The following is a 26,251-nucleotide window of genomic DNA, read 5'->3' as shown; positions in this document are numbered from 1 at the left end:
TATGTGATATACTATACATTGTATACCACATATTGTAGGAAAAGTTCAATGGTTGAGCTTCCTGTTCGAAGAAGTAAGCCAACAGCATTGACGGATTGGGCATATGGCGTTATCAAAGAGGCTATCCTTACTCTGAAGATAAATCCCGGCGCCCAATTACACATCGATGAACTGGCGGAACAGTTAAACATCAGCCGAACTCCCGTACGCGAGGCATTGCTCAGACTGGAACAAGATGGTCTAGTGCGGATTGTGCCTCGCGTTGGTTTTTTTGTAACGGGGATTACTAAGCGTGATCTAGAAGAACTTTTTGAACTGCGCGAACTTCTGGAAAGCCACGCCGTGAAAAAAGCTACCTCGGCTCTTACGGAGAGTGATATCGCCTACTTGAAAAAACTCTATCAAGAAAATGCTGCCGCTATGGAGCGAGAAGATCTCGCCCAGTTCCTGCAAACCGAGATCGAATTTCATTCATTCCTCATCAACCATGCCCAGAATCATTGGCTAATCACAATGATGGATAGTGTTCAGGATCTCATCCATCGCGAGCGCGTGCTTTCCTTACGTTCCATGGAGAATGTGCGGATTTCGGTAGAGGAGCACCAAAGAATATTGGAAGCCCTGTTACAGCGTGATGCAGAACTAGCAGGTAGGCGGATGGGAGAGCATATCCGTGCAGTAAAAGAGAGATTGTCGCAATTCCTCGATTTACCTGAGGAATAATCTTACATTACCACAAGCAGAAAGGAGTCACGCGATACGATGAACAAATGGAAACTCCCGCCCGAAGGCGGACACATGGATCGAGCAACCGGCATTTACTTGCAAAATATGACCGGCAAGGAGATCGAGGAGCGGCTTAAGAAGAACGATTTGATTATTGTGCCCATTGGCAGCACGGAAAACCATGGCCCTCATGCCTGTTCCGGCGAAGACACGTTTCTGGTCACCCGTATGGCGGAGCTCGTGGCGCAAAAGACGGGCTGCACCGTTGCCCAGCCCGTCTGGTACGGTTCGCATCCTTTCCATCATCTGGGGATGCCTGGCACTATTGTGATTCCCGAGGAAACCTTTATCGCTTACTTGCGTGCAGTCATTGCAGGGCTTTGGAATAGCGGCTTCCGCAAGCAGATTCTGCTGAATGGGCATGGACAGGATTATGCCATTCCTGTGGCAATGCACCAATGGGCAAAGAAGTATCAGGTGCCGGCATTGCTGATCAATGTGAACTGGTGGTTCATTATCAAAGAGCATATCCGAGATAAGAAGCATGGTGGTCCTTTTGAGACGCCTTTTGTCCATGCTGATGAATGCGAGACTTCGTATTCCCTGGCTTTGTTCCCAGAGATGATCAAGATGGAAGATGCGGTGGATACCAAAGGTGAGAGCCTGATGCCTCCTGGGCACGTTGATATGTCAGGTTCCGCTTATAATCTCCCCATTCCCTTCTGGCAGCATGTCGGCGCTTCCACGATTGAAGTTATTGCTACGCCAGAAGGTGTCGTAGGCTGTGCAACCCTAGCCGAAATGGATAAAGCAAAACCAGGGCTTTATGCTATTCTGGATTACCTGGAGAAATTAGTGAATGATATCATGGAACGCTATCCAGCAGGAGTGTTACCACCCACAGAAAAACTGACCCAGCGTTCTCCGGAGGAGATCGAAGCATTGCTGAAAGGACCTACCAAGGGTGGTAAGCACCTATACACGATAGCCTATCCGCCATGATAGGCGCTTCTCTAATTGGCTAAGCACAAAGCACAAATACTTGCGTGCAGGAGAAGAATATGCCAGAGAAAGTAAAAGCAGCAGTGATGGTGGCTCCAGGAAAAATAGAAGTGCAGGAACTGCCGTATCCGGATCATCTAGAGCCGGGTGCCGTCATAGTGAAAATGGAGATGTCTGGCATCTGTGGTACAGATAAACACGCTTACAAGGGTGAGTTGACCTTGTATGGTGGCACGGAAGCGGAACAGGACATGGTTTTCCCTTGCGTGCATGGCCACGAAAATGCCGGCATCGTGGTGGAGATGAATGGCAAAGGCTCGGAGATAGAATACAGTGGCAAGGACCTAAAAATTGGCGATCGGGTAACGAATTGCCCCAACGTGATCTGTGGGGAATGCTGGTATTGTCGGCACGTTCATGGCTACCCGTACTGTGCGAAGCACCAGGGCATTGGCATGACCTATCGTTCTGATCAATTCCCCTATATCGTCGGTGGTTGGGCCGAGTACATGTACTTGCCGCCCAAGTCCTGGGTGTACAAAGTGCCTGAGTACCTATCCGTGGAACATGCTTGTCTGACTGAGCTTTTTGTCGTGACGGCTCTGCTAGATCGTGCGAAAGAGTATGCTGCTTATGCGGGCAAGGGCTTCCACTTTGGTGATACGGTGGTAGTTCAGGGCGTCGGTGCAGTGGGCATGATGATGGTGGCAAAGGCGCGTATGCTCGGAGCAGGTAAGATCATTGCCCTTGATGAAAGCGAGATGAAATTGGAAATGGCCAAGCAGTTCGGAGCGGACATGGGCATCAACGTCAAGGAGCTTTCTGATCAAGAGTTGGTTCAGATGATCCGCGACGAAACAGAAGGACGTGGCGCTGATGTAGTCGTGGAGAACGTAGGTCGCCCCGAAGTGCTCAAGGTTGGCTTAGAGATGTTGCGCCGTGGTGGTACGTATCTGGAGACTGGAAACTTTGTAGATACGAATAGCACAGTAACGCTGAACGTGCACCGCCATATCGCTGCCAAGAATGTTCTGCTCTTTGGCAATACGAACCACCCACACGATGGTTACTATGTTGCTATGGAGATGATGCACCGACACCGCAACGAGTTCCCCTTCGAAAAACTGATCACGCATCGTTATCCATTGGATCAGGCACAAGAAGCGATAACCAAGTCGTTTGAAGAGAATGCACTCAAAGTAGTCTTCCAGATGTAAAGCGGCTTCGACGCATAAAGTTATGTGAAATGTGGGAGGGAGCGTGCAGGCAAAGGACAGACCCATACTAGAGATGCGAGGTATCAGTAAATCGTTCCCAGGTGTGCAAGCCTTGGACAATGTGGATTTTGATTTATATCCAGGCGAAGTCCACGTGCTGGTGGGCGAAAACGGCGCTGGGAAATCCACTTTGATGAAGATCCTAGCCGGTGCTTACGCTCGGGACGGCGGGGAGATCGTGATAAATGGCGTATCGCAGACAAACTGGGATCCAGCTATGGCTAAGGCATGTGGCATCGCCATGGTCTATCAGGAGTTTACATTAGTGCCTTACCGCGATGTCGCAGAGAACATCTTCCTTGGGCGTGAGAAAATACGAGCCGGGTTTTTCCTGGACAAACGAACCATGCATCGAGAAGCTTATAACCTAATGGACTCTATGGGCGTACCTATAGATACGCGTTCGCCTGTAATGACCTTGGGCGTGGCGCAGCAGCAGATGGTGGAAATAGCCAAAGCCCTTTCTCAGGAAGCACGCATTCTCGTGCTAGATGAGCCTACCTCCGCTTTAACGGTTCGGGAAATTGAGCAGCTTTTCGATGCCATCCGCAGGCTAAAAGAGCATGGCGTGGGCATTGTTTATATTTCCCACCGCCTAGAAGAGTTATTCATTATAGGAGACCGGGTGACAGTTTTGCGCGATGGCCAGCGCATCGGTACGCGCAAGGTTTCGGACACAAATGCGAATGAGATCATCAAAATGATGGTTGGCCGAGAGATTAAAGACTTGTTCCCACGCCATTATTGCCAGCCAGGGGAGGTAGCCCTTCGCGTACAAGACCTTTGCACGCACGACAAATTGCGCCATGTTTCTTTCGAGGTACGTTTTGGGGAAATTGTCGGCTTAGCAGGCTTGGTCGGTTCTGGACGGACAGAGACGGCGCGTGCCATTTTTGGCCTGGATCCTTACTCTGCTGGCACAATTGAAATCATGGGAAAGAAAGTAGACCACATTGATCCCCCCCGAGCAGTAGATATGGGCATCGGGCTGCTGCCCGAGGATCGAAAGCGCGATGGTATTTTCCCCATTCTCCCGCTGCAAACTAATGTTGTGATGGCAAGTTTGAGGCACTTGTTCCCTCAGGGTATTTTGCACCCACGGAAGGAGCAGTTAGAAGCCGGAAAATACGTGCGAATGCTGCGCGTCTCTCCGCCTGATTTGGATCGGGAGGTGCAGTATCTCAGTGGAGGAAACCAGCAAAAAGTAGTGGTTGCCAAGTGGTTGTGCAAAGGCCCAAGGATCTTTATCTTCGACGAGCCAACTCGTGGCATTGATGTCGGATCCAAAGCAGAGATCCATGCTTTCATGGATCAACTGGCCAATGAGGGGAATGCGATCCTGATGATTTCATCGGAGTTGCCAGAGATATTGGGAATGAGCGACCGGATCTATGTCATGCATGAGGGCAGCATCGCCGGTGAATTTTCGCGCGGTGCAAAGGCTGAAGAGATTATCCGCTGTGCTATGGGAGCCAAAGCATGCGAGTAAACCTGGATTCACTGAAAATATTCCTTAGTAAAGTTCCTACTGTAGCGTGGGTGTTGTTGGGCTTGGTCGTGTTCTTTGCACGCGCTACCCCGGCTTTCTTTACCGTTGACAACGCAGTCAATCTTTTGAGCCAGGGCGCTATTTTGATGATCCTATGCATGGGCGTCATCGTAGTCAAGATTACCGGTGGTATTGAGCTTTCAGTGGGAGCTGTTATGACTTTGGCTGGTATGGTAATGGCTTGGGCCTTGGCCTATGCCAAACTACCTATCCCGGTGGCGTTGCTGCTCAGCCTCATTACAGGGGGCTTGTGTGGTCTGTTGAATGGCATCTTTGTTTCCAAGATGGACATCCCCTCTTTCATCGCCACTTTGGGTACTCAAGGGATTGCTGCTGGGATTTCCTTGGGCATGAACAACGGGAATGTAATTTGGGGTCTGCCTGCATCAGTGGGCCAACTGGGCAACGGCAAATTTCTAAACTTGCCTGTCCCCATGTGGTTCTCTTTACTGGCTTTTCTATGCTCGTTCACCTTGCTGAATTTTACACCATTCGGCGTATATGTCTATGCCTTGGGTGGCAACGAACAGGCTCTCGTGCTTACCGGCAAGCCTGCCTGGTGGTATAAGGTACTGGTATACATCTATGCGGGCCTTATGGCAGGTATGGCAGCCATCGTGACCACCTCACGAAATATGTGCGCTCAGCCAACAGTTGGCTTGGGCATGGAGTTTGAAGCCTTTTCCGCCGTGGTTCTGGGTGGAAGTTTTGCGGCAGGGCGTGGCTCTGCCATTGGAGCGGTCATTGGTGTGTTATTTATCCTGATCCTGAGAAATGGGCTGAATGTAATGGGTATACCGACATACATACAATTGGCCATTATTGGCCCTGTGCTGATTGGCGCCATCGTCTTGTCTGTCTTAGTCGAAAGTGGAGCACAAAAATAGCGTCTAGTCCACGGAGGAGATTTATAGAATGTCGTCAAGATCCTTTTTGCTTAGGTTCTCACGAGTGCTAGCGCTGGTGTTTTTGAGCACGGTTGTCGCTGTGCTTAACCCTAACTTCTTGAAGATTAGCAACCTCATCAATATCCTGCGCCAGGCTTCGCCTCAAATCATCATTTCAGCAGGCATGACGATTGTGCTGCTAACAGGCGGTATAGACCTTTCGATGGGTTCAGTGGTGACCTTGGCCAGCATCATTGCTGGTTATGTGCTCACCCAGACGAAATTGCATTGGACCTTGGCGATTATTTCTGCGCTAGGTTCAGGCTTATTATGTGGCTTAGTCAGCGGCATGCTAGTAGCCAAAGTCAAATTGCCCTCCGCCATTGCTACGTATGGTATGCTCTGGGTGGGTAGGGGGCTTGCTTTTGCCATCATGGGCGCTTTTCCCTATTTTGGCTTCTGCAACGAGTTTCGTTATATCGGGCGCGGAATCCTCTTAGGTATTCCTGTACCAATATGGATTATGGCTGCCATAGCCCTAGTCATCTATCTATTCTTGAAATACACCACGCTGGGCAGAAGCATTTATGCCGTAGGGGCGAATCCTTATGCAGCCAAAGCGTCGGGGTTGAGGGTAGATCGCATCCTAATTTATACCTATATGCTCAGCGGTCTTTTGGCAGCCATGGGTGGGATTATTCTGACCGCTCGACTCAATGCCGTAGATCAAGACATTGGGTCTCCTTTCTTGCTTCCCGCCATCGCTAGCCCGGTGATGGGTGGCACGAGCATGACTGGTGGGCGCGGCGGAATAGGCGGTACGATTATCGGCACGCTGATCATGACCGTTCTGGTCAATGCCATGAATCTTTTGAGGATCTCATCGCTTTGGCAACAATTCGCGATTGGCCTAGTAGTAGTGCTCGCAGTCTGGTTTGATATGTGGATCAAGAAAAAGATAGCATGAAATGCCGCTTAGCTACCAAATTCCTGCGAAAGGGGGTGAGAATTCACGAAAGGGGTTTTATTTTGCTAGTTTCTGAGATAAATTCTGAGAATCTAAGCGAGAGGAGGAAAAGAGGACATGTACAAAAATAAACGAGGTTACTTGCTGATTGCAATGCTGTTGGCTGCAAGCATCGTGCTTTCAGCCTGCCGGCCAGCAGCCACACCCACACCTATGCCTACACCCACGCCTAAGCCGACGGAAGCAGCTGAGCCAACTACGCCGCCTGTGCCTACGGCAGCGCCGAAGAAGTTGACCTTTGCCTTGGTCACCAAGGCGTTGAACAATCCCTTCTGGGACATGATGCATGCAGGAGCCAAGCAGGTTTGCGATGAGCTAGGCATCGAGCTAATTTACCTGGCTCCGACCAAGCCGAACAACTTGGAAGAGCAGACGCGTTTGGTGGATGATCTGATTGCCAAGAAGGTGGATGGCATCGTGCTGGTGCCTGTGGATTCAGCGGGCATTGTGCCGGTGATAGAGCGTGCGAATCAGGCGGGGATTCCCGTAGCCACGGCGAACACGAGGGCTTTTGGAGGCAAGGTGATAACCTTCTCAGCCATCGAGAACTATGAAGCGATGACGTTGGTAGCTGAGTACATGGTGCAGAAGCTTGGTGGGAAGGGGAAGGTGATCATTCTGGAGGGAGCCACTGGTTCGCAGACTGCGATTGACCGCAAGAAGGCGATTGACGATGTCTTGGCGAAGTACTCAGGGATACAGGTATTGGCTTCGCAGACGGCTGACTTTCAGCGAGCGAAGGGCATGCAGGTGATGGAGAACCTGCTGCAGACGTATCCGGAGATAGATGCGGTGCTCGCGTGCAACGATGAGATGGCCTTGGGAGCGATAGAGGCGTTGGAAGCGGCTGGTCGGCTGAAGAATACCCTAGTGAGCGGGTTTGATGCGAACAATGATGCCCTGAAGGCGATTTACGAGGGGCGGATGGTGGTGTCGTGCGATCAGCGGCCAGGGCAGCAGGCTGGGGATGCGATTCGCGCATTGGTTGACTATCTGAATGGGAAGCCGGTGCAGGAGCGGATCGTGACCAAGGCGACTGTTGTGGACAAGAGCAACATCATGGACTACGCCAGCCGTATCGGACTCTAGCCCCATTTTGTGACATTCAACTGCATAAAGAGGGCATTGGGGGAAATTCTTCCCCTAATGCCCTCGATTTTAGAATAGGAAAGTGCCAAGATGACATTGCTCTCCAAGCAACAAATCCAATATCTGGAAGAAACTGCGCGCAGGATCCGCTGTCACGTTGTACGAACTATCTCTGAAGCAGGAGTGGGTCACCCAGGCGGATCGCTATCCGAGGTAGATATTCTGACTGCCTTATATTTCCACATCATGAAGATAGACCCCAAACGCCCAGATTGGGAGGAGCGCGACCGTTTTGTGTTGTCAAAAGGGCACGGTGCAGCTGGTCTCTACGCCACGCTGGCTGAACGGGGTTTCTTCCCCGTCGAATGGCTCAAGACATTTGGGCGGATAGATAGCCCTTTGCAAGTGCATCCGGATATGCACCTGGTTCCAGGTATAGAGGTCTCTACTGGTGCGCTGGGGCAAGGGTTGTCGGTAGCTCTTGGCATGGCTCTGGCTGCACGAATGGATGGAAAAGGAATCCATGTCTATTGTCTCATTGGCGATGGCGAGAGCCAAGAGGGGCAAGTTTGGGAAGCGGCTGAGTCGGCTGCGCATTACAAAGTGGATAATCTCACGGTGATTCTAGATTACAACAGGGTACAGTTGATGGGCCCTTTAAAGGAAGTGATGGAAATAGCTCCTGTTGCAGACAAGTGGCGTAGTTTCAACTGGGCAGTGACCGAGATCGATGGGCATGATATGCAGCAGATTATCACAGCAGTGGAGGCGGCGAAGCAGAGCAAAGGACAGCCTCATATTGTGATTGCACATACTATCAAAGGCAAGGGAGTCTCGTATATGGAAGGACAATCAGCGTGGCACGGAAAGGCTCCCAACCAGGAGCAACTGGCTCAGGCGCTGGCTGAGCTCGGATGTAAGCAATAGGGAGATGACCATGGTAGAATCAGCCCGGGAAGCTTTTGGACGCACTTTGGTGGAATTAGCACGACAAAACCGCGATATTGTGGTGTTAGATGCTGATCTGGCCAGTTCTACTCGCGTTGTCTACTTTGCTCAGGAATTCCCAGAGCGTTTCTTTCAAATGGGAGTCGCGGAGCAAAACATGATGGGAGTAGCGGCAGGCATGGCGTTAATGGGGAAGATCCCATTTGTCAGTACCTTCGGCGTTTTTGCCTCACGTCGTGCCTGCGATCAGGTTGCTATCTCTATTGCCCATTGTCGTTCGAATGTAAAAATTGTCGGTGCTTACAGTGGGATTGTCAGCGGGAATAACGGCGCCACACACCAGGCAGTCGAAGATGTAGCAATTATGCGCGGTATCCCTGGGATGGTCGTAGTAGATCCTGCGGATGACCAAGAGATGGAGCAGGCAATGCGAGCCATTGTGGAGTACAGGGGACCAGTATATCTGCGCGTCACGCGGGATCCTTGGCCTCGTATCTCACCAGAAGGCTACCAGTTTGTCTTAGGAAAAGCACTGCAGGTAAAGGCGGGAGCGGATGTGACGCTCATTGGGAGCGGTATGATGACGTCGCAATGTGTTGAGGCAGCCCATCTTCTCCATGGGGAAGGAATACAGGCGCGTGTTCTCCACATCGCGACAATAAAGCCCATTGATGTGGAAGCAATAGTTCAAGCTGCACGAGAGACCAAAGGAATTGTTACTGCCGAAAACCATAATATCTATGGTGGGCTGGGGAGCGCGGTAGCTGAGGTCCTTGCTGAACATGCTCCTGCGCCTATGGTGAGAATTGGGCTGTGCGATTGCTATGGCGAGTGTGGCACGAACGCCGAGTTATTGCAGAAGTATTCCATGTCGCCGCGGCATATAGCTGATGCTGCACATGCTGTCCTGCAGAAATCGAGGTCTCGCTAAGGAGATACGCATGTTCAAAACTAGCATGTCTATTTCCCCCCAACCTGCCAATTTTGCGCCCTTGCTGTTCGCTGGCTATTGGGAACTGGGCATCGAGAAAGCAGCAGAGTTGGGGTATGACGCAGTGGAGTTAAGTTTATTAGATCCATCTCCGGAACTCTTGATGCGTATCGCAGATATGGTGCGCCAAAAAGGCTTGTCGGTGGCCGCTGTTGCCACAGGGCAGTCTTATTACACGGATGGTTTGAGTTTAACGAACTCAGATCCTGCTGTGCAAGCAAAATTGCTTGATAGGATGAAGCGATTCATAGATTTCCTTGCGCCTTGGCAGGGTTGCCTGATCATAGGCGGGGTTCGAGGCAAGCTCAGCGCAGGCCCCGCTGAGCAGGACGAGCAACGCCAGCAAGCCTTGGCAGTGGTCCGAAGCTATGCTGAATATGCTCGTTCTACTGGGGTCTGTGTGGCTATCGAACCCATTAACCGCTATGAAACCAATTTTCTGAACACGATTGCAGAAGCATTGTCATTCGCAGATGAAGTTGGTCTGGACAATGTCGTGATTCTTGCCGATACATTCCACATGAATATCGAAGAAGTATCCCTAGCCCAATCTCTGGAGCTTGCGGGAGAGAGGCTTGGCTATGTGCATCTAGTGGATAGCAATCGCCGTGCTCCTGGCCAAGGGCATCTTTGTTTTGCGGAGGTCGTGTCAGTTCTCCGCAAGATAGGTTTCAAGGGTTACATCAACGCAGAAATTTTGCCCTGGCCTGATAGCGAGACGGCAGCAAAACTGGCTATTGACTACTTTCACTCGCTGTGATGTTGCTTTCAGCAAATTACTGTGAATTCTTGATGAATTTAGAGGAGGCGATGAAATGAGCAAGGTAAGAGTTGCAGTTGCTGGTTATGGTACTATTGGTACGCGTTTGGCAGATGGTGTGGCAAGGCAGGAAGATATGGAGTTAGTGGGAGTCGCGGATGTGACGCCGACACTGCCCATTCGTGCTCTTCATGAAAGCGGCATGCCATACCGGCTTTTCATAGTAGATCCTGCGCGCAAATCGGAATTTGATGCCCTAGGGATACCCGTTTCTGGCACGTTCGAGGAATTGCTGGATCAGGTAGATGTGGTTTTGGATGCTGCCCCAGGCGGAATAGGAGCAAAAAACAAAGAACTTTACCTAAAGCATGGGGTGAAGGCTATTTTTCAGGGCGGAGAGAAGGATGAGATAGCTGATGTTTTCTTCCATGGATACGCGAATTATGAGAAAGGAATTGGACAGAGATTTTTAAAGCTCACCTCATGTAATACCACCGGTTTGATTCGTGCAGTGGATGCTGTGGATCGCATGGTGGGTGTAGAAAAGATCGCTATTACGATTATCCGTCGGGTAGCCGATCCGGGAGATACTCATCGAGGCTATGTGGATTTGCTCAGACCCGATCCAGTACCAAGCCACCAGGCAGTTGACCTGATGCATATCATGCCTCATGTGCAGGCTACCGGTCTTTTGGTCCATACTCCCGTTACCCATGGCCATATCATTAATATCGTGGCCACGCCCAAAAGATCAGTGAGCAGGGAGGCATTGCTCGAAACCTTCCGTGAGCATCCGCGCATCCGCGTCGTCCGGCTTGCGGATGGTTTCAATTCGAATACAGCGCTTTTCCAATATGCGCGCCACCTGGGGAACAAGCGGAGTGATATGTATGAAATCGCAATTTGGGAAGAGTGCATTGGTTTTTCCGGTCAGGATGTGATGTTTGCCATCAACATCCCACAAGAGGCCGTAACCATTCCCGAGACCATTGATGGCGTGCGAGCATGCATGATGATGCAGACGAACCGGTTGGAAGCTGTTGGATTGACGAACAAGTATTTGGGATTGAAGCCAGGCCGCTAACTATGTCATGGGAGGGGTGCTGTGGAAGCTGGAATTCTCACCTTAGACGACTTTGATTTTCGTAACAAGACCGTTATCCTGCGTGTGGATATCAATTCTCCTATTGACCACAAAACAGGGCGCCTAGCCAACGACAACCGCATCCGCAAAAGTCTGCCCACGATCAAAGAACTGTCAGAAGTCGGTGCTCGTGTGGTGATGCTAGCGCATCAAGGGGATATTGAGGATTACCACAACCTCGTCCCTTTGGACATACATGCTGAGTGCCTTTCCGAATTGCTCGGACGGGAAGTAGCATTCATGGACGATATTGTCGGCCCTGCTGCTTTGCAACGAGTCAGGGAGCTGCAGCCTGGGGATGTGCTGCTTTTGAATAATGTGCGCTATCTGACTGAGGAAGTTTCCACTTTCGTTCAATTTGTAAAGTTGACTCCTGCGCAGTTAGCCAAAACATGGCTGGTACGCAACTTAGCACCGCTTGCAGACTGCTATGTCTGCGAAGCGTTTGCTGCAGCCCATCGCTACACTCCGTCGCTGATCGGTTTTGCAGAGGTTCTGCCTTCTGCAGGCGGACGGCTGTTTATTGAAGAGTTCAGCGCCCTTGTACGTGTGAAAGAGAATCCCAAACATCCTAGCGTTTATGTCTTGGGTGGAGCACGCATAGCTGATGCTTTTAGCATGATGGAGCAAGTCTTAGGTGAGGGTGCTGCAGATTATGTCTTGACTTCTGGACTGAATGGTGAGGTAATGCTCTTAGCCAAGGGATACGTGCTTGGAGAGCCAACCGAGCGCTTTATCCACGAGAAAGGCTTGACTCCCTATATTGAAAAAGCACGTCAATTGCTCCAACGTTATGGAGATAAGATCCTCTACCCCGTAGATGTGGCTGTAGATGACCGAGGTCGGAGAGAAATTGCTGTAGAGGATTTGCCTTCAGATCATCTCATCGTAGACATAGGACAGCAAACCATTGCTCGCTATATCTCGCTCATACAGAAGGCGGCGACTATCTTCGTGAACGGACCGGCCGGCATCTACGAGAATCGCACGAGTGCATTGGGAACTGAGCGATTATGGAAAGCAATCGCAGATGCACCCGGATACTCGGTGATTGGTGGTGGTGATAGCGTCGCTGCTGGTGCCAAGTTTGGTGTACTGGAACGTATGGGATACGTGTGTACTTCGGGTGGCGGCATGGTGCGCTTCCTGTCAGGGCAAGAACTACCCGTGGTGGAGGTTCTGCGGCGTGCCGCACAGCGCTACCAAGCCTCAATGAGGGGGGTCTAGTCACAAGCGCTAAACCATACCCTCAGCAGATACCTCATTCGAGATAAGGTTCGAAGCGGGCCATCAGGCCCGGTGGTAGCTTTCCTTCGATCACAATGCCGCTCTGGCCATGACGTTCCTGCATAACAATGCCGTGCCTGTGGAATAGTGCTACCAGCTCGCTTGCGGCATAGGGCACGCGAGCCCGCACTAGCACCATTTGTTGGGTCAACATGCGTTCGATCTGGAGAAGGAGATTATCCAAGCCCTGTCCGTGCAGCGCGGAGATGGCAACAGCATTTGGGAATTGTGCGGTTGCTACTTGCGCGCTGTCTGGGTCCTTGAGCAAGTCAATCTTGTTTAAGGCGACCAACATTGGCTTATGAGCTGCTCCTATCTCCTTCAATACCTGCTCTACTGTGCGCACCTGTTCTCGTACATTAGGGTGCGTTATGTCAACAATATGCAGGATTAGGTCAGCTTCGCTGATCTCTTCCAAAGTGGCACGAAAGGCAGCTACGAGTTGCGTGGGTAGCTTCTGGATAAAGCCCACTGTATCGGTCAGCAACGCCTCCTTGCCACCCGGGAGGATGAGACGCCGCGTAACCGGATCCAATGTCGCAAAAAGCATGTCCGTGGCCAGTACGCCAGCATGGGTCAGTGTGTTGAGCAAGGTGGATTTGCCAGCGTTGGTGTAGCCTACCAGCGAGATAACAGGCATGCCCTGCTCTTTGCGGTGCTTGCGGTATTGCTTGCGGTGGTTGCGCACGTGCTCCAGCTCTTTCTTGAGCTGAGTGATGCGCTGACGAATGAGGCGGCGGTCGGTTTCCAGTTGCGTTTCGCCTGGTCCACGTAGTCCCACACCCCCTGGCCCACCACGAGCCGCTGCCCCACCTGCTTGGCGCGCTAGGTGAGTCCAGGCACGGGTCAGGCGCGGCAAACGGTAAATGTATTGCGCTAGCTCCACCTGCAGCGCCCCCTCACGCGTATGGGCGTGTTTGGCAAAGATGTCAAGGATGAGGGCCGTGCGATCCACTACCTTAGTGCCCAGTTCTTCTTCGAGATTGCGTTGCTGTGCTGGCGAGAGTTCGTCATCGAAGATGAAAGTATCTATGTCCAGCTCTCGAGCCAGAACCTTTAACTCTTCTACTTTCCCCTTGCCTATATAGGTGCCTGGATTGATTGTCTCCAAGCGTTGTTCAGTCTGTCCCACTACCTCTACGCCGGCTGTGCGTGCAAGCTCAGCCAACTCTGCTAGGGAATCTTCAAGGCGCCAAGGGTAAACCTCGCCTTTTACTTCTGCCCCAACCAAATAAGCCCTTTCTGGCTCAGCAAGGATGGGATGCGTATTTCTGTTTCTCGTAATGCTTTTCCTCCTGCTTCCTGAAAGCTAGGTGAGCTTGTTTACGCGGCGTAGCCTCTCAGCAACGGTGCGTAGCCTCTCTTCTGGCACTGTCAGTGCTATGCGTGCATATCCCTCACCATGTTCACCAAAGGCAGTGCCAGGAGTCAGCCAGACCCCTGTCTTTTCCAGAACGTGTAGGCAGAACTGTTGCGATGTCCAGCCTTCGGGAGTTCGTGCCCAGACATACAAGCCTGCTTTAGGTAACGATGCTCTCATTCCAATCAACGGCAGAAATGCCATTACTGCGTCCCTGCGCTGCTGGTAGATAGTATTGCGCTGTACAAGCCAACTCTGATCGCCAGTCAAAGCAGCTATAGCGGCTTCTTGAATGGGCTTGAAAATGCCCGAGTCAACATGGGTCTTGACGCGGTGTAGAGCTTCTATAGCCTGGCGGTTACCTACCGCCATACCTACTCGCCAGCCAGCCATGTTGTAGGTCTTGGATAGGGAGTTGAACTCCAATGTGACGTCCTTAGCCCCTGGCACTTGCAGGATACTGGGTGCTTGATAACCATCGAAGGTTAAATCGCAGTAGGGATTGTCGTAGCACAGCAAAAGGTCGTGGCACTGGGCAAAGTGCACTGCTCGCGATAGGAATTCGAGGTCGGCTACAGCCCCAGTAGGGTTATTGGGATAATTCAGCCAAAGAATTTTGGCTGCATGGGCAATGTCGGCAGGAATAGATTCCAGTTGTGGCAAGAATCCATGCTCTTCGAAAAGAGGCAAAGGGTAGCGTACTCCCCCCGCCATGTGTGTTCCTATGCTGTAAGTGGGATAGCCAGGATCCGGAACCAAGGCTACATCGCCTGAGTCCAAGAAGGCCAGAGAGGTGTTGAAAATGCCCTCCTTTGACCCGATGAGCACAGCCACCTCTTGGTTTGGATCCAGTTCCACTCCGAAACGGCGCGCATAATAGTCGGCTATGGCCTGTCGCAGCGCGGGCAGCCCGTAATAACCCGCGTAGCCATGATTGTCCGGCTTCATGGCTGATGCGAAGAGAGCGTCAATGATTGGGCGTGGTGGTGGAAGATCCGGACTACCAATGCCCAAGTTGATGACATCAACGCCTTCTGCTTTCATTTGTTCTAGCCTTTGGCCTGCTTCTGCGAAGACATAAGGTGGAAGGTCAGCAATGCGTTTGGCCAGATTCATAACCTTTCTCCTTCATCGTTGAGTCTGTTCTTAATTGGTGTTAATAATTCTCAAGCCATGTTTCCAGCACACGTCCTACTCGCTGCAAACTCTCTGGGCTTACCTTGTCCAGAGTGTCTTCTGTAGTATGCCAGTAGGGATAGTCAAAGTCAATAATGTCCACTGCTGCAAGCCCTAGTTGGCGAAATGGTAGGTGGTCGTCTATAATGGCGTAGCGGTACTGTGGAATGAAATACTTCTCGTATCCCAGGTCAGCCGCAATGGCCCATAAGGTTCTCAGCAACTGCTCATCGGAATTTTGTTCCCAGAAGAGCTGCTGTTCGCTATCACCAACCATATCCACTACAACGACTGCCTCTGGTCTTACAGAAAGACGCTGTGCCATGTAAGAGGCGCCTACCGAAAAGGGCCATCCATTGATGTTACCGCGATCCTCGGCGTCGAAAAAGACGAGCCAGACTTGGATGCCTGCTTTGCTGAGATCCAAAACACGTGCCAGTTCCAGCAATACTGCGACACCACTAGCTCCGTCGTTGGCGCCGGGAACTGGGCGGTTGCGATCAATTGGATCACGGTCGGCGATGGGACGCGTGTCATAGTGCACGCCTAGGATGATCAGTGGACCACTACCCTGTGCACCGATGATATTGCGTGCATTAATACCACGATAGGTAAAGCCTTGTACATCAGTCACCCACCCTGATTTGTGTAGCTCTGAAATAATGTATTCTGCTGTCTGCTGATTTTCTTCTGAGCCAGTGGGGCGAGGGCCAAAATCGCACTGTTTGAGCACATGGAGATAAGCTTTCTGTCCGTCAAATTGCTCTGTCTTGTTGCTTTTGTGCGCGCAGGCTACCAACAAAAGGGCAAGCGCAAAAGCAGCAAGTGCTACCTGTCTAAAACCACTGTCATGGCTTCGCATAGCCTAAACCTTCCTTCAGAGAAAACTAAATGCTAAACAGCATGTTTGTAGCTCATTGACTACACGAAATTTGTGCTCGAGTTGCCTCGATATCCCTTCATTAACTGCCTGTGCCTCCGCTTTCACTCAACTTCTTCTCCACCCTCCCACACCCCAGCATCTGTGCTCTGCAAATTTCACTTATTTTGCACTGTAATATAACAAAAGAACAAGGATTGTCAAAACAGGAATGAAAGCAGCCTGCTGCAAATCGGTCATCATTTATAAAGGCAAAACATCGTGCATAGCCACAAATTCTTGCAGAGCAGTCATCGCTCTCTCCGCATACGCCCGATAGCGTTGTCTCTTCCCTCGCTGCCTGCCTTCAAGTGGTGGCATCAGACCAAAATTGGGCTTCATCGGTTGAAAACCTGTCGCTTCCGCTGATGCCACATAGTGACAAAGAGCACCAAGCATGGTGGTACGCGGGAATTCCACCAAGTGCATGCCCATGGCCAGACGGGCAGCGTTGAGTCCGGCCACATAGCCGCTGCCCGTGGACGCAATGTACCCTTCGGTCCCGGTGATTTGCCCAGCAAAGAACAGCCCCCTCCGCTGTCGGCATTCCATTGTTGCATCCAACAATGCAGGCGAATTAATGAAGGTATTGCGGTGCATCTGCCCATAGCGCACAAATTCAGCGTGCTCCAGACCAGGGATAAGCGAGAAAACGCGCTTCTGTTCGCTCCACTTCAAATTCGTCTGAAAGCCGACCAAGTTATACAATGTGCCTGCCAAATTGTCCTGGCGCAGTTGCACTACAGCGTACGGCTGCCGCCCCGTACGCGGATCGATCAAACCCACCGGCTTCAGAGGGCCAAAAGCCAGCGCATTCCGCCCACGCCGTGCAATCACCTCCACAGGCAGACAGGCCTCAAAGAAATGCTGATCCTCCCGCTCAAACTCACGCAGGGGTATTGTTTCAGCTTTCAATAGCTCATCCACAAAGTGCTCGTACTCTTCCCGAGTCATCGGACAATTGATATAGTCATCCTGGCCTCGTCCATAACGGGAAGCACGGAAAGCACGGCTCATGTCGATGGACTCCAGCGTGACAATAGGAGCCATGGCATCGTAGAAGTACAGATGCTCCTGACCAGTCAGGCGGGCAATGTCCTCGGCTAGCAATTGCGAAGTGAGTGGCCCAGTTGCAATAACCACAATGCCTTCTTTCGGGATCTCCTGCACTTCAGTGCGCCGTATGGAGATAAGGGGATGCATTTCAATCTGAGCCGTGATTGCCTGAGCAAAGCCCTCCCGATCCACAGCCAAAGCTCCTCCGGCGGGCACAGCATTCTCATCCGCACAGGCCAGAATCAGCGACCTGAGGTAGCGCAGCTCTGCCTTCAGCAGACCCGGTGCCCGATCTGGCAAATTTGAACCGAGAGAGTTGCTGCAAACCAATTCGGCCAGATAGGCAGTGCGATGTGCCGGCGTCATCACGGCGGGTCGCATCTCGTAGAGGATCACTCGCACACCACGTTGCGCTGCTTGCCAAGCAGCTTCGCTACCAGCCAACCCTCCGCCGATCACCACGATCTCGACCATAGATGAACCTGTCCCTCTAGCTATGCAAGGCACGACCCTTAGCCGCTAAAGCCGCCTCAGCTACTGCTTCGCTCAATGTAGGATGAGGATGGATCGCAACCTCTAATTCGTCCAAAGTAGCCTCTAGCGTTAGCGCCAGAGTACCTTCCTGAATCAGATCACTCGCATGTGGACCAACGATATGCACCCCGAGAATCTGCCCGTACTTGCTTTCAGCCACGATCTTGACTAAACCTTCCTGTTCACCTTGCGCCAAGGCTTTGCCATTGGCACGGAAGGGAAATTTGCCCACCTTGAGGTCATAACCCTGTTGCCGTGCCTGTTCCTCGCTCAACCCCACGCTAGCCACTTCAGGCCAGGTGAACACACAACTGGGCACAGCAGCATAATTCATAGCACGCTGCAACCCTATAGCATTCTCCACTGCCACAACTCCTTCGTGCATGGCAACATGTGCCAACAGGATGCCACCTGTCACATCGCCGACCGCATATACATGGGGCAAATTGGTGCGCATGAATTCGTCTACTTTAATCCCGGCTTTCTCCACTTGCACCCCCACAGAATCCAGCCTTAACTCCTCTACATTGGGTCGCCGACCTACCGCAACGAGGATTTTATCTACTTCCACCGTAGTAGCCTGGGCCGCACCCTGAATCGTAACTGCGTACTTCCCATTGTTCGATGCTACCTTGGAAACCTGGCTTGCGGTATAAACCGCCACCTTTGCCTTTTTCAGGGCGCGCTCTACCTCCGCGCCAAGGTCGGCATCCAACGTTGGCAGCACTCGTGGCAACAACTCAACCAAGGTTACCTGCACTCCGCAAGCGCGGAATAGCGTTGCAAACTCGACGCCAATCGGTCCCGCCCCGATAATCAACAGACTGCCCGGAAGTGCGTCCATGCTCAACGCGTCATCGCTGGTCAACACACCAGACCCTTCCAGCCCTGGAATGGGCAGAGATGCAGGGCGCGAGCCTGTGGCAATGACATAGTCCTTTGCCTCCACACGCTCCTGTCCACCCTCTCCCACTACTTCCAACGCAGACGGGGAAACGAAACGCGCTATTCCAGGCAGCAATTGCACTCCAGCCTTCTCCAAGAGAAATTTGACGCCACCTGTCAGGCGACGCACTACTGCCTCTTTCCTCTTTTGCGCGGCTGACCAATCCAGTTTGACTTCGCTCACAATCACTCCATAGTCCGCTGCTTCTCGTGCTAGATTGAGCAACTCAGCTGTCCGCAGCAAAGTTTTGGTGGGAATACAGCCCCAGTTCAAACAGACTCCACCTAGTTTCCCTTTTTCCACAAGAACCACTTTTGCCCCCAATTGGGCAGCGCGCAAGGCAGCCACATAACCACCTGGGCCAGCACCAATAATAGCGATATCAGAACGAATCGTCATATCCCTCATCTCCTCTCTCACTATTTCCCCTAGCCTAACAACAAGTATGGCTGTTCCACAAGTTGCTTTATCCGCTGCAGAAAACGTGCTGCAGGTGCTCCATCCACCAGGCGATGATCAAAAGTCAAGCTAAGCACCATCATCTGGCGCACACAGACTTGCCCCTCGTGAACCACGGGCATCTGACGCAGACGTCCTACTCCCAAAATGGCACACTCGGGCAAGTTGATGATTGGCGTGAAGGCATCAATGTCATACATCCCGAGATTGGTAATAGTGAACGTGCCCCCGCTCAAATCATCCGGCATGCTCTTCCCAGCACGCGCACGCCCCACTAGATCTCGCAGGGTACGGGCAATCTCCACAATCCCCTTCTGATCTGCATGGCGAATCACTGGCACTACCAAACCCCGCTCCGTATCCACAGCCACTCCAATATGAATTTGCGCTATGGTCTGGATTTCATCACCAACTAAGCGCACATTCATATAGGGGTATTCACGCAAAGCACGTGCAACCACGGCTACCAGAATGTCCGTATACGAGATGGCAAAGCCCAAAGTGGACTCGAGTTGTTCTTTCAGTAGCGTGCGCAATTGTACCAGATTAGTCGCGTCCGCCTCTGTGGTCAAGGTAACCGCTGCTGTCGTGTGGGTGCTGGCACTCATGCGCTCGGCAATAATGCGCCGTACCCCAGCGAGTGGCACGCTTTCAACTGCCGCTGGCATAACGGGAACTTCCTTCGTCTCTACCATCAATGCGGCACGCACATCTCTTTCCACAATACGCCCGCCAGGCCCCGTGCCCTTGATGCGTGCAAGGTCAACCCCATGCTCTTCCGCCATTTTCCGCGCCCGCGGAGAAACAAAAATACGCGGGGGAACCTGCTCTTCGCGCGGCTGTTCCACTGCCCTCTTCAGTTCAGCGACAGGTGCGGCAGGCATCTTCTGTTCAACCTGGCTTGGCTTATAGGCACTAATATCTTCATCCGGAGCGGCGATCAGCCCCACTACCGTCAGCACTGGCACTTTGCTCCCTGCCTGATAAAAGATCTCGCGCAATACGCCACTTGCCGGCGCTTCCACCTCCAACACAGCCTTATCGGTCTCAAGCTGATACAGTGGCTCTCCTTTTTGAACCGTCTGACCAACATCTACGAACCATTTTACAATTGTACCCTCATCCATCGTTTCTCCCAAAACAGGCAAGATGACCTCGACAGCCATGTTCTCTCCTTTCAGAGTATGCTACGGATAGCAGCAACGATCTGCTCTGTGCTAGGTATGGCAGCCGCTTCCAATGGCTCACTCATCGGAATGGGCACGTCTGCTCCTGCCACACGCACCATAGGCGCATCTAGGTAATCAAAAGCAGCCTCATTCACCAGAGCAAACAGCTCGCTGATGAAACTGCCTGTCTTGTACGCCTCTGTTACTCCAACTAGCCGGCCTGTTTTCTTCACCGAGTTGACAATTGTCTCCAAATCCAGCGGCTTCAGCGTACGCGGATCAATCACTTCAACGCTGATGCCTTCTGCTGCAAGGATCTCAGCCGCCTCCAAAGCGCGATAGCGCATACGCGAATAGGCAACGACCGTGACATCTTTTCCTTCACGCACCACATCAGCAACACCCAATGGAATCAGGTATTCACCCTCAGGCACGGGCCCCTGCTCCTTGTACAGCATCTTGTGCTCAATAAACATGATAGGGTTGTCATCGCGGATCGCCGTCTTGAGCAAGCCTTTGGCATCATAGGGCGTTGCTGGCATCACCACATAAATCCCTGGGAAGTGAACCCATAGAGCTTCCAGGCTCTGCGAGTGGTGGGCTGCGATAGATCGTCCTGTCCCACCTTCTGTCCGTATGACCATCGGCACAATCGTCTTCCCCCCGAACATATACCGGTTCTTAGCTCCCTGATTGGCAATTTGGTCCATAGCCAAAGGCGTGAAATCCACATACATGATCTCGGCCACTGGGCGCATGCCAGCCATAGCTGCACCAACTGCTGCCCCTCCAATGATTGCTTCCGAAATAGGCGTATCCCTTATCCGTTCCGGACCATACTTTTCAATAAGACCCCGTGTTACTCCATAGGCTCCACCATAAACACCAACATCTTCGCCCATGACAAAAACGCGCGGGTCACGATCCATCTCCTCACGCAAAGCCTCGTTAATAGCCTGCCAATATGGGATCTGGCGCATAGTTGGATTGCTGCGCACTCTCTGGCGCAATTGACGCTCCGCCTCTACATCTGCCGCTGTCGTCTTGCTAGGCGCATAAACGTCATGGTATAACTCAGAAGGATGCGGTAATGGTGAGGCGAAAGCAAAGTCCGTAGCAGTCTTGATCGCCGCTGCAGCCCGTTCCTCCACTTCCGCTATTTCCTGCTCCGTGGCAATGCCCTCTGCTTTCATCCGCTTCTTGAGCTGTACGATAGGATCGCACTTTTTCCATTGCTCTTCCTCTTCACGAGTGCGGTAAACGCATGGATCGGAACGCGAATGACCAAACCAACGATAGGTCTTACACTCGATCAAGGATGGCCCTTCGCCTCGACGAGCACGTTCCACCGCTTTTCTGACTGCAGCACGAACCGCCAGCACATCCATCCCGTCCACTACCTCACCCGGTATGCCATAAGCACATGCCCGTGCCGCCACATCGGGGAGTTTGGACGCTTTGGTAAAGGGAACGGACATGCCATACTGGTTGTTCTCCACAATGTACACCACGGGCAAGTTCCAGACAGAAGCCAGGTTCAGCGATTCATGAAAATTGCCCGTGTTCGCTGCGCCGTCGCCAAAGAAACAAAGCACTACCCTGTCCTGACCTTGCATTTTCACGGCAAGAGCAGCTCCTGTAGCCACCGGAATGTTCCCACCGACAATGCCGGTAGCCCCGAGATTCCCTCGCTCGACATCCGCAATGTGCATCGAGCCGCCTCGCCCTTTGCAATACCCCGTGGCGCGTCCACACAATTCGGCCATCATCTTATTCAGGTGCTCTTGTTTCTCCTGCGGTGTTTTGGCTAGGCTATCCCCACGTGCATGGCAATGCCCATGGCCCCGATGCGTGCTGGTGATCAAATCGTCATCGCGCAATGTCGAAATCGCACCAACAGCGACGGCTTCCTCGCCAGCGTAAAGATGGGAAGCGCCTTTGATGAGGTTCTTCCCCAGTAGGTCGTACACAGTTTCCTCAAAATGGCGAATCTCCAGCATCTGTCGCAAGTAGTTGAGCAAATCTGCCTTGCTCAGCCCTTCTTCCTTCATGAGCGCTTTCAAGTTTTTCTTCAGTGTCTTCTTAACCATGCTTGTTTGTCCTCCCGAAGCACAATATGTTATGTCGATAGGAAACTCACTCGCAAAAATTGGTCCGAGCGCCTTTTCTTTCAGACAATTCGCACTTCAACCCCCAGTGCAATGGCCTGTGCGACAAAATCCGGTGGGGCACCATCGTCCGTGATGAGGATGTCAATTTCGGTCAGAGGAACCACGGTAGCCAGCCCCTTGCGGCCGATCTTGCTGGAGTCAATCACAGCAATGACCTGCTCAGAGGCTTTCACACAGGCTCTATCCACTTCGGCATCGAGCACCGTAGCAGTGGTGGCACCAACTTCTAGGCTCAAACCGCCCGCGCCCAGAAACATCTTATCCGCATGCAAGCCTGACAGACTGGCAATGGATTGAGGTCCCACCACAACTTCCTGCTGCGGCAAATAGATGCCGCCTAACAGGATCAAATGCACGCCTTTCCAGCAGCCCAACTCACGCACAATGGGCAGCGAACTGGTGATGACCGTCAGATGCCCAGAAGTTAAGATATCCCGCGAGATGTATCGAGCTACATGCACTACGGTTGTTCCCGAGTCCATGATGATCACATCGCCATCTTTGATCAGTGCCGCAGCAGCACGTCCAATGCGCTCTTTCTGCTCTTTGTGCATCATCATCTTCTCGTTGAATGACCACTCCAGAATGGTCTGTGGCACGCTGACCGCTCCACCCCACACGCGGCGCAACAAGCCGCGTGCCTCTAGCTCTTCTAAATCGCGGCGTATCGAAACCTCGGACACGCCAAACTTCTGACTGAGATCTGATACCAATACTCGACGCGCATTGGCCAGTTCTTCCAGAATAGCCAGTTTTCGCCTTTCATTTGCCTCTAACACCAACAGCTCTCCTTAACCATCAACGCTCTGCATAGATCAACCAGTCTATGTTCGTATTACTTTCGAATTCATTATATTTCCATTTCGAATTTTGTCAAAATCAGCGCTCCATGCAACTGTTCAGCGGCACCAGTACCAGTGCAGGTATTGCATCTGTTGTCACCTGCTCCATTCACGGTGATTTGACATCACCATAAGACCAGATTATAATCTCAACAGAAATATGTTTATCTACACACAAGGAGGTGAGTGACCCATTGACCGAAGGAGAAAAAAGACAACGTTTGGAGGTAACTGGCACTGTAGTCGAAGCTTTGCCCAATGCCATGTTCCGTGTGAATTTGGACACGGGGCAACAAGTTTTAGCCTATCTTTCGGGCCGAATGCGCCGTTACTACATCAAAGTGCTGTTGGGTGACAGGGTCAGAGTGGAATTATCCCCCTATGATCTGGAAAAAGGCCGCATCGTGTACCGTTACAAGATACCTTCGGAGTAGCCAGCCGCTTGATGGCAGATAGATGGATATATCTAAAGGAATCATCTGATCTTATCGCAGGAGCCGGCATGTGCCGGTTTTCTTTTATTCCCACCAATCGCTCTCCCAACGATGGCATCGCATAGAGTGAATATGAAAGTCCGCGTATCCGCTCTCCTTGCGCTTGTGGTGCTCGCCCTATTGGCAGCAGTTTTCCTGGTCATGCGCCAGCTGGACTATTGGATATTGTTCCAAGACCAGGTGCGTCTGAGCGCTTGGGTGAATCAATGGGGAACATGGAAACCGCTAGCAATCGTGATTTTGCAGGCTGCTCAGGTCCTACTGGCACCTATACCAGGCCAGATAGTGGGTCTGGTCAGCGGCTATTTCTTTGGCATCTTCTGGGGAACTGTGTACAGCATGATCGGCATTATGCTGGGCTCAATCACTGCTTTTACCCTGGCACGCTTTGGCGGCCGTCCACTAGTGGAACGTCTGATGCCTGCACATACCTTGAAACGCTTGGATGATGGTGCGCGACGGCATGGCCTTTTCTTTTTTCTGCTGGTCTTCTTCGTGCCCTTCTTGCCTGATGACCTTGCTTGCTTCGTAGCAGGACTATCTTCCATCCCTATTCCAGCCCTAGCTCTGGTAGCCTTGGTTGGACGCCTGCCTGGCGTTCTGACGTCTTGCTGGCTGGGAGCGAACGCAGTTCGCTTCAGTACTACACAATGGCTCATGCTCATTGCCGCATCAGCGTTATTGGCAGCACTACTTCTGCGCTATGGCAACCAACTCCAGGAATGGGCTTGGAAGATCACGGGAGATCATTAGCTTCGGATTTGTCCAAAGGTTTGCTGTCGCTCGCCTCTTCCACGCGCCCATGAGGCTCGAAATACTGGATCGTAAGGTATGGCTTGATCTGGGCTTTGACCTCCTCTTTCGTGATATGGCCAGACACGTGCATCAACGTATCGCCAAAGTCATTGTCTATGCCCATCGCAGCCAAGCACGGATAGTGGTGATGGAGCATACCTGCCTGGAATTCAGCCTCATCCACATGGACTCCAATCAATCCTTCGGCAACATGGCGCGCACATCCGCACACAGCATCCCGCTCTACATGGGCCTCGATAATGGTCTTGCTCGCTGGATCAACTGTGAGGATGAAACGAGGACGCCCAAAGAAACGGGCGAACTCTGCAATCCATTCGTTATGGTACTCCACACGATGCCGACCTGCATTGTAATGCGTTTCAGTCAGCGAACAGAGCGGCTTGGGGAAAACAGCCGCAACACCAATATTCTCTAGCCACTGCTTTAACTGGCGTGCCAGTCCTTTCGGCATCCACTCGGTGTGGTCAATGGGTACAATGACTGCATGCGCACCTGTTCGTTGCGCAATCTCAGGGATAAGTTCGGCCACTCCAGGATTCTCGCCAAGAGAGAGGATCAAATCAACAGGGGGCAACTCTTCCGGGATGTGCTCTTCCGGATAGTCCATCACTAGGGGCAGATTCCCGGGAGCCTGCCATTCCTCTATGACCCATCCCTGTGGCGCATGGGCGCGCAGATTCTGCACCATGCGCTTGCCGTATTCGCCCTGAGTAATCGCCAGAATCCGCATCAGCGACCAGGCTCACCCTGGCCCGGCCTAGTAGGTGGAGATGGACGGTATGGAGCAGGGATGAACTCCACCGATGGACGCCGTTGCGCAGCCTGAGGGTAAAGATCCATCAGCGCATAGATTTCTTTAGGCATGTCCTCGGAGATCGGCAAGCCCATCTCACGCGCCTCGTCAGCAGAAATGGGATAATCATGGGTCCAGCAGCCCTCGCTGAGTTTGGTCGCAATCTGACGAGCCTTCTCTTCCTCCATGCCATTGTTGCGCAACAGTGTATACACTGTATTGTGCACCTGCTGAATGGCTTTGCGCGCCATGTCACCCATCATCAGGGTCAGATCATCACGGTTGGGATTGTCCACTTGCAGAGCAGCCAACACGGACACAGCGGGCACGTAACCACCACCCTGCGGCATCTGCAACTGTGGATCGACAGGCCCAAGCACGCCATTTGGATCCATCACGATCTCGTCCGCAGCGAGAGCGATCAATGTGCCACCAGACATGGCATAGTGTGGGACAAATACGGTTACTTTCGCCTTGTGCCGGCTGAGCGCGCATGCAATCTGTTCCGCTGCCAGCACTAGGCCACCAGGCGTATGCAACACGATGTCAATGGGAACATCTTCACTGGTAAGTCGAATCGCACGCAATACCTGTTCCGAGTCCTCGATGTCAATATAGCGACTGATGGGAATGCCCAAAAGGCTCATCGTCTCCTGACGGTGGATGAGCGTGATCAATCTCGAGCCGCGTTTGCGCTCAATGGCATCCATCACCATGCGCCGTCGTGCCTCTATTGCACGCCGTGTCAACAGCGGTATAAAAGTGGATAGCAAGAACAGAATCCAGACGATATTGAAGATGTCATTCAGACCCATGCTCCCCCCTCGTT

The 26,251-nt window shown here is 52.1% G+C and carries 24 protein-coding genes; 14 read left to right on the top strand and 10 right to left on the bottom strand.

Annotation, left to right across the window (positions count from 1 at the left end; genetic code table 11):
* Window positions 1-48 precede the first annotated feature (48 nt).
* The 12 genes from H5T67_00175 to pgk all read left to right on the top strand — a co-directional run bounded on the left by H5T67_00175 (window position 49) and on the right by pgk (window position 12,627).
* A complete protein-coding gene (locus tag H5T67_00175; protein MBC7243735.1) occupies window positions 49-723 on the top strand; it encodes a GntR family transcriptional regulator in 675 nt (224 codons plus the stop codon).
* 39 nt (window positions 724-762) lie between these two features.
* The gene (locus H5T67_00170; GenBank protein MBC7243734.1) at window positions 763-1,728 is read left to right on the top strand and encodes a creatininase family protein; all 966 of its coding nucleotides are present in this window, start codon (window positions 763-765) and stop codon (window positions 1,726-1,728) included.
* Window positions 1,729-1,787: 59 nt separating this feature from the next.
* Window positions 1,788-2,945, top strand: coding sequence for a zinc-binding dehydrogenase (locus tag H5T67_00165; GenBank protein ID MBC7243733.1), 1,158 nt, complete (start codon window positions 1,788-1,790; stop codon window positions 2,943-2,945).
* Window positions 2,946-3,018: 73 nt separating this feature from the next.
* Window positions 3,019-4,494, top strand: coding sequence for a sugar ABC transporter ATP-binding protein (locus H5T67_00160; protein MBC7243732.1), 1,476 nt, complete (start codon window positions 3,019-3,021; stop codon window positions 4,492-4,494).
* A complete protein-coding gene (locus H5T67_00155) occupies window positions 4,485-5,441 on the top strand; it encodes an ABC transporter permease (GenBank protein ID MBC7243731.1) in 957 nt (318 codons plus the stop codon). The genes H5T67_00160 and H5T67_00155 overlap by 10 nt, the downstream gene beginning before the upstream one ends.
* 28 nt (window positions 5,442-5,469) lie before the next feature.
* On the top strand, window positions 5,470-6,408 hold the full coding sequence (locus H5T67_00150) for an ABC transporter permease (GenBank protein ID MBC7243730.1): 939 nt from the start codon (window positions 5,470-5,472) through the stop codon (window positions 6,406-6,408).
* 117 nt (window positions 6,409-6,525) lie between these two features.
* Window positions 6,526-7,557, top strand: a complete 1,032-nt coding sequence (locus H5T67_00145; protein ID MBC7243729.1) for a sugar ABC transporter substrate-binding protein — start codon at window positions 6,526-6,528, stop codon at window positions 7,555-7,557.
* Window positions 7,558-7,647: 90 nt separating this feature from the next.
* Window positions 7,648-8,484 carry a transketolase gene (locus H5T67_00140; protein ID MBC7243728.1) on the top strand — a complete coding sequence of 279 codons (837 nt, stop codon included), beginning with the start codon at window positions 7,648-7,650 and terminating at the stop codon, window positions 8,482-8,484.
* 4 nt (window positions 8,485-8,488) lie between these two features.
* The gene (locus H5T67_00135) at window positions 8,489-9,436 is read left to right on the top strand and encodes a transketolase family protein (GenBank protein MBC7243727.1); all 948 of its coding nucleotides are present in this window, start codon (window positions 8,489-8,491) and stop codon (window positions 9,434-9,436) included.
* A gap of 10 nt (window positions 9,437-9,446) precedes the next feature.
* A complete protein-coding gene (locus H5T67_00130; protein MBC7243726.1) occupies window positions 9,447-10,256 on the top strand; it encodes a sugar phosphate isomerase/epimerase in 810 nt (269 codons plus the stop codon).
* A gap of 55 nt (window positions 10,257-10,311) precedes the next feature.
* Window positions 10,312-11,340, top strand: a complete 1,029-nt coding sequence (locus tag H5T67_00125) for a type II glyceraldehyde-3-phosphate dehydrogenase (protein ID MBC7243725.1) — start codon at window positions 10,312-10,314, stop codon at window positions 11,338-11,340.
* A gap of 21 nt (window positions 11,341-11,361) precedes the next feature.
* Window positions 11,362-12,627, top strand: coding sequence for a phosphoglycerate kinase (gene pgk / locus H5T67_00120; GenBank protein ID MBC7243724.1), 1,266 nt, complete (start codon window positions 11,362-11,364; stop codon window positions 12,625-12,627).
* A gap of 34 nt (window positions 12,628-12,661) precedes the next feature.
* On the opposite strand, the gene hflX is transcribed toward pgk, so the two are convergent.
* From hflX to H5T67_00080, 8 genes are all read right to left on the bottom strand, one after another.
* Window positions 12,662-13,972: a GTPase HflX gene (gene hflX, locus H5T67_00115; protein MBC7243723.1), complete on the bottom strand. Its 1,311-nt coding sequence runs from the start codon at window positions 13,970-13,972 to the stop codon at window positions 12,662-12,664.
* A 24-nt stretch (window positions 13,973-13,996) separates the two neighbouring features.
* Window positions 13,997-15,163, bottom strand: a complete 1,167-nt coding sequence (locus tag H5T67_00110) for an LL-diaminopimelate aminotransferase (GenBank protein ID MBC7243722.1) — start codon at window positions 15,161-15,163, stop codon at window positions 13,997-13,999.
* A gap of 40 nt (window positions 15,164-15,203) precedes the next feature.
* Window positions 15,204-16,085 (bottom strand): M28 family peptidase, encoded by an 882-nt coding sequence (locus tag H5T67_00105; protein MBC7243721.1) that lies wholly within the window; start codon window positions 16,083-16,085, stop codon window positions 15,204-15,206.
* 261 nt (window positions 16,086-16,346) lie between these two features.
* Complete coding sequence (trmFO, locus tag H5T67_00100) at window positions 16,347-17,672, bottom strand: FADH(2)-oxidizing methylenetetrahydrofolate--tRNA-(uracil(54)-C(5))-methyltransferase TrmFO (protein MBC7243720.1); 1,326 nt, start codon at window positions 17,670-17,672, stop codon at window positions 16,347-16,349.
* A 16-nt stretch (window positions 17,673-17,688) separates the two neighbouring features.
* Window positions 17,689-19,077 carry a dihydrolipoyl dehydrogenase gene (lpdA, locus tag H5T67_00095; GenBank protein MBC7243719.1) on the bottom strand — a complete coding sequence of 463 codons (1,389 nt, stop codon included), beginning with the start codon at window positions 19,075-19,077 and terminating at the stop codon, window positions 17,689-17,691.
* Between the two features lie 29 nt (window positions 19,078-19,106).
* Window positions 19,107-20,303: a 2-oxo acid dehydrogenase subunit E2 gene (locus H5T67_00090; protein MBC7243718.1), complete on the bottom strand. Its 1,197-nt coding sequence runs from the start codon at window positions 20,301-20,303 to the stop codon at window positions 19,107-19,109.
* 11 nt (window positions 20,304-20,314) lie between these two features.
* Window positions 20,315-22,396: a dehydrogenase gene (locus H5T67_00085; protein ID MBC7243717.1), complete on the bottom strand. Its 2,082-nt coding sequence runs from the start codon at window positions 22,394-22,396 to the stop codon at window positions 20,315-20,317.
* A gap of 80 nt (window positions 22,397-22,476) precedes the next feature.
* Entirely contained in the window at window positions 22,477-23,256 is a 780-nt protein-coding gene (locus H5T67_00080; protein ID MBC7243716.1) for a DeoR/GlpR transcriptional regulator, read from the bottom strand.
* Between the two features lie 257 nt (window positions 23,257-23,513).
* On the opposite strand from H5T67_00080, the gene infA reads away from it, so the two are divergent.
* Window positions 23,514-23,753, top strand: coding sequence for a translation initiation factor IF-1 (gene infA, locus H5T67_00075; GenBank protein MBC7243715.1), 240 nt, complete (start codon window positions 23,514-23,516; stop codon window positions 23,751-23,753).
* A 132-nt stretch (window positions 23,754-23,885) separates the two neighbouring features.
* Window positions 23,886-24,566 (top strand): TVP38/TMEM64 family protein, encoded by a 681-nt coding sequence (locus H5T67_00070; protein ID MBC7243714.1) that lies wholly within the window; start codon window positions 23,886-23,888, stop codon window positions 24,564-24,566.
* Here H5T67_00070 and H5T67_00065 read toward each other — a convergent pair.
* On the bottom strand, window positions 24,550-25,359 hold the full coding sequence (locus H5T67_00065; protein ID MBC7243713.1) for a hypothetical protein: 810 nt from the start codon (window positions 25,357-25,359) through the stop codon (window positions 24,550-24,552). The genes H5T67_00070 and H5T67_00065 overlap by 17 nt on opposite strands.
* Entirely contained in the window at window positions 25,359-26,237 is an 879-nt protein-coding gene (locus tag H5T67_00060; protein ID MBC7243712.1) for an ATP-dependent Clp protease proteolytic subunit, read from the bottom strand. Before H5T67_00060 ends, H5T67_00065 begins: the two co-directional genes overlap by 1 nt.
* Window positions 26,238-26,251 lie beyond the last annotated feature (14 nt).

The organism is Chloroflexota bacterium, from assembly GCA_014360905.1.
Classification (GTDB): domain Bacteria; phylum Chloroflexota; class Anaerolineae; order UBA2200; family UBA2200; genus JACIWX01.
The sequence above is the reverse complement of the archived record's forward strand: the minus strand, read 5'-3'. Positions and strand labels throughout refer to the sequence as shown.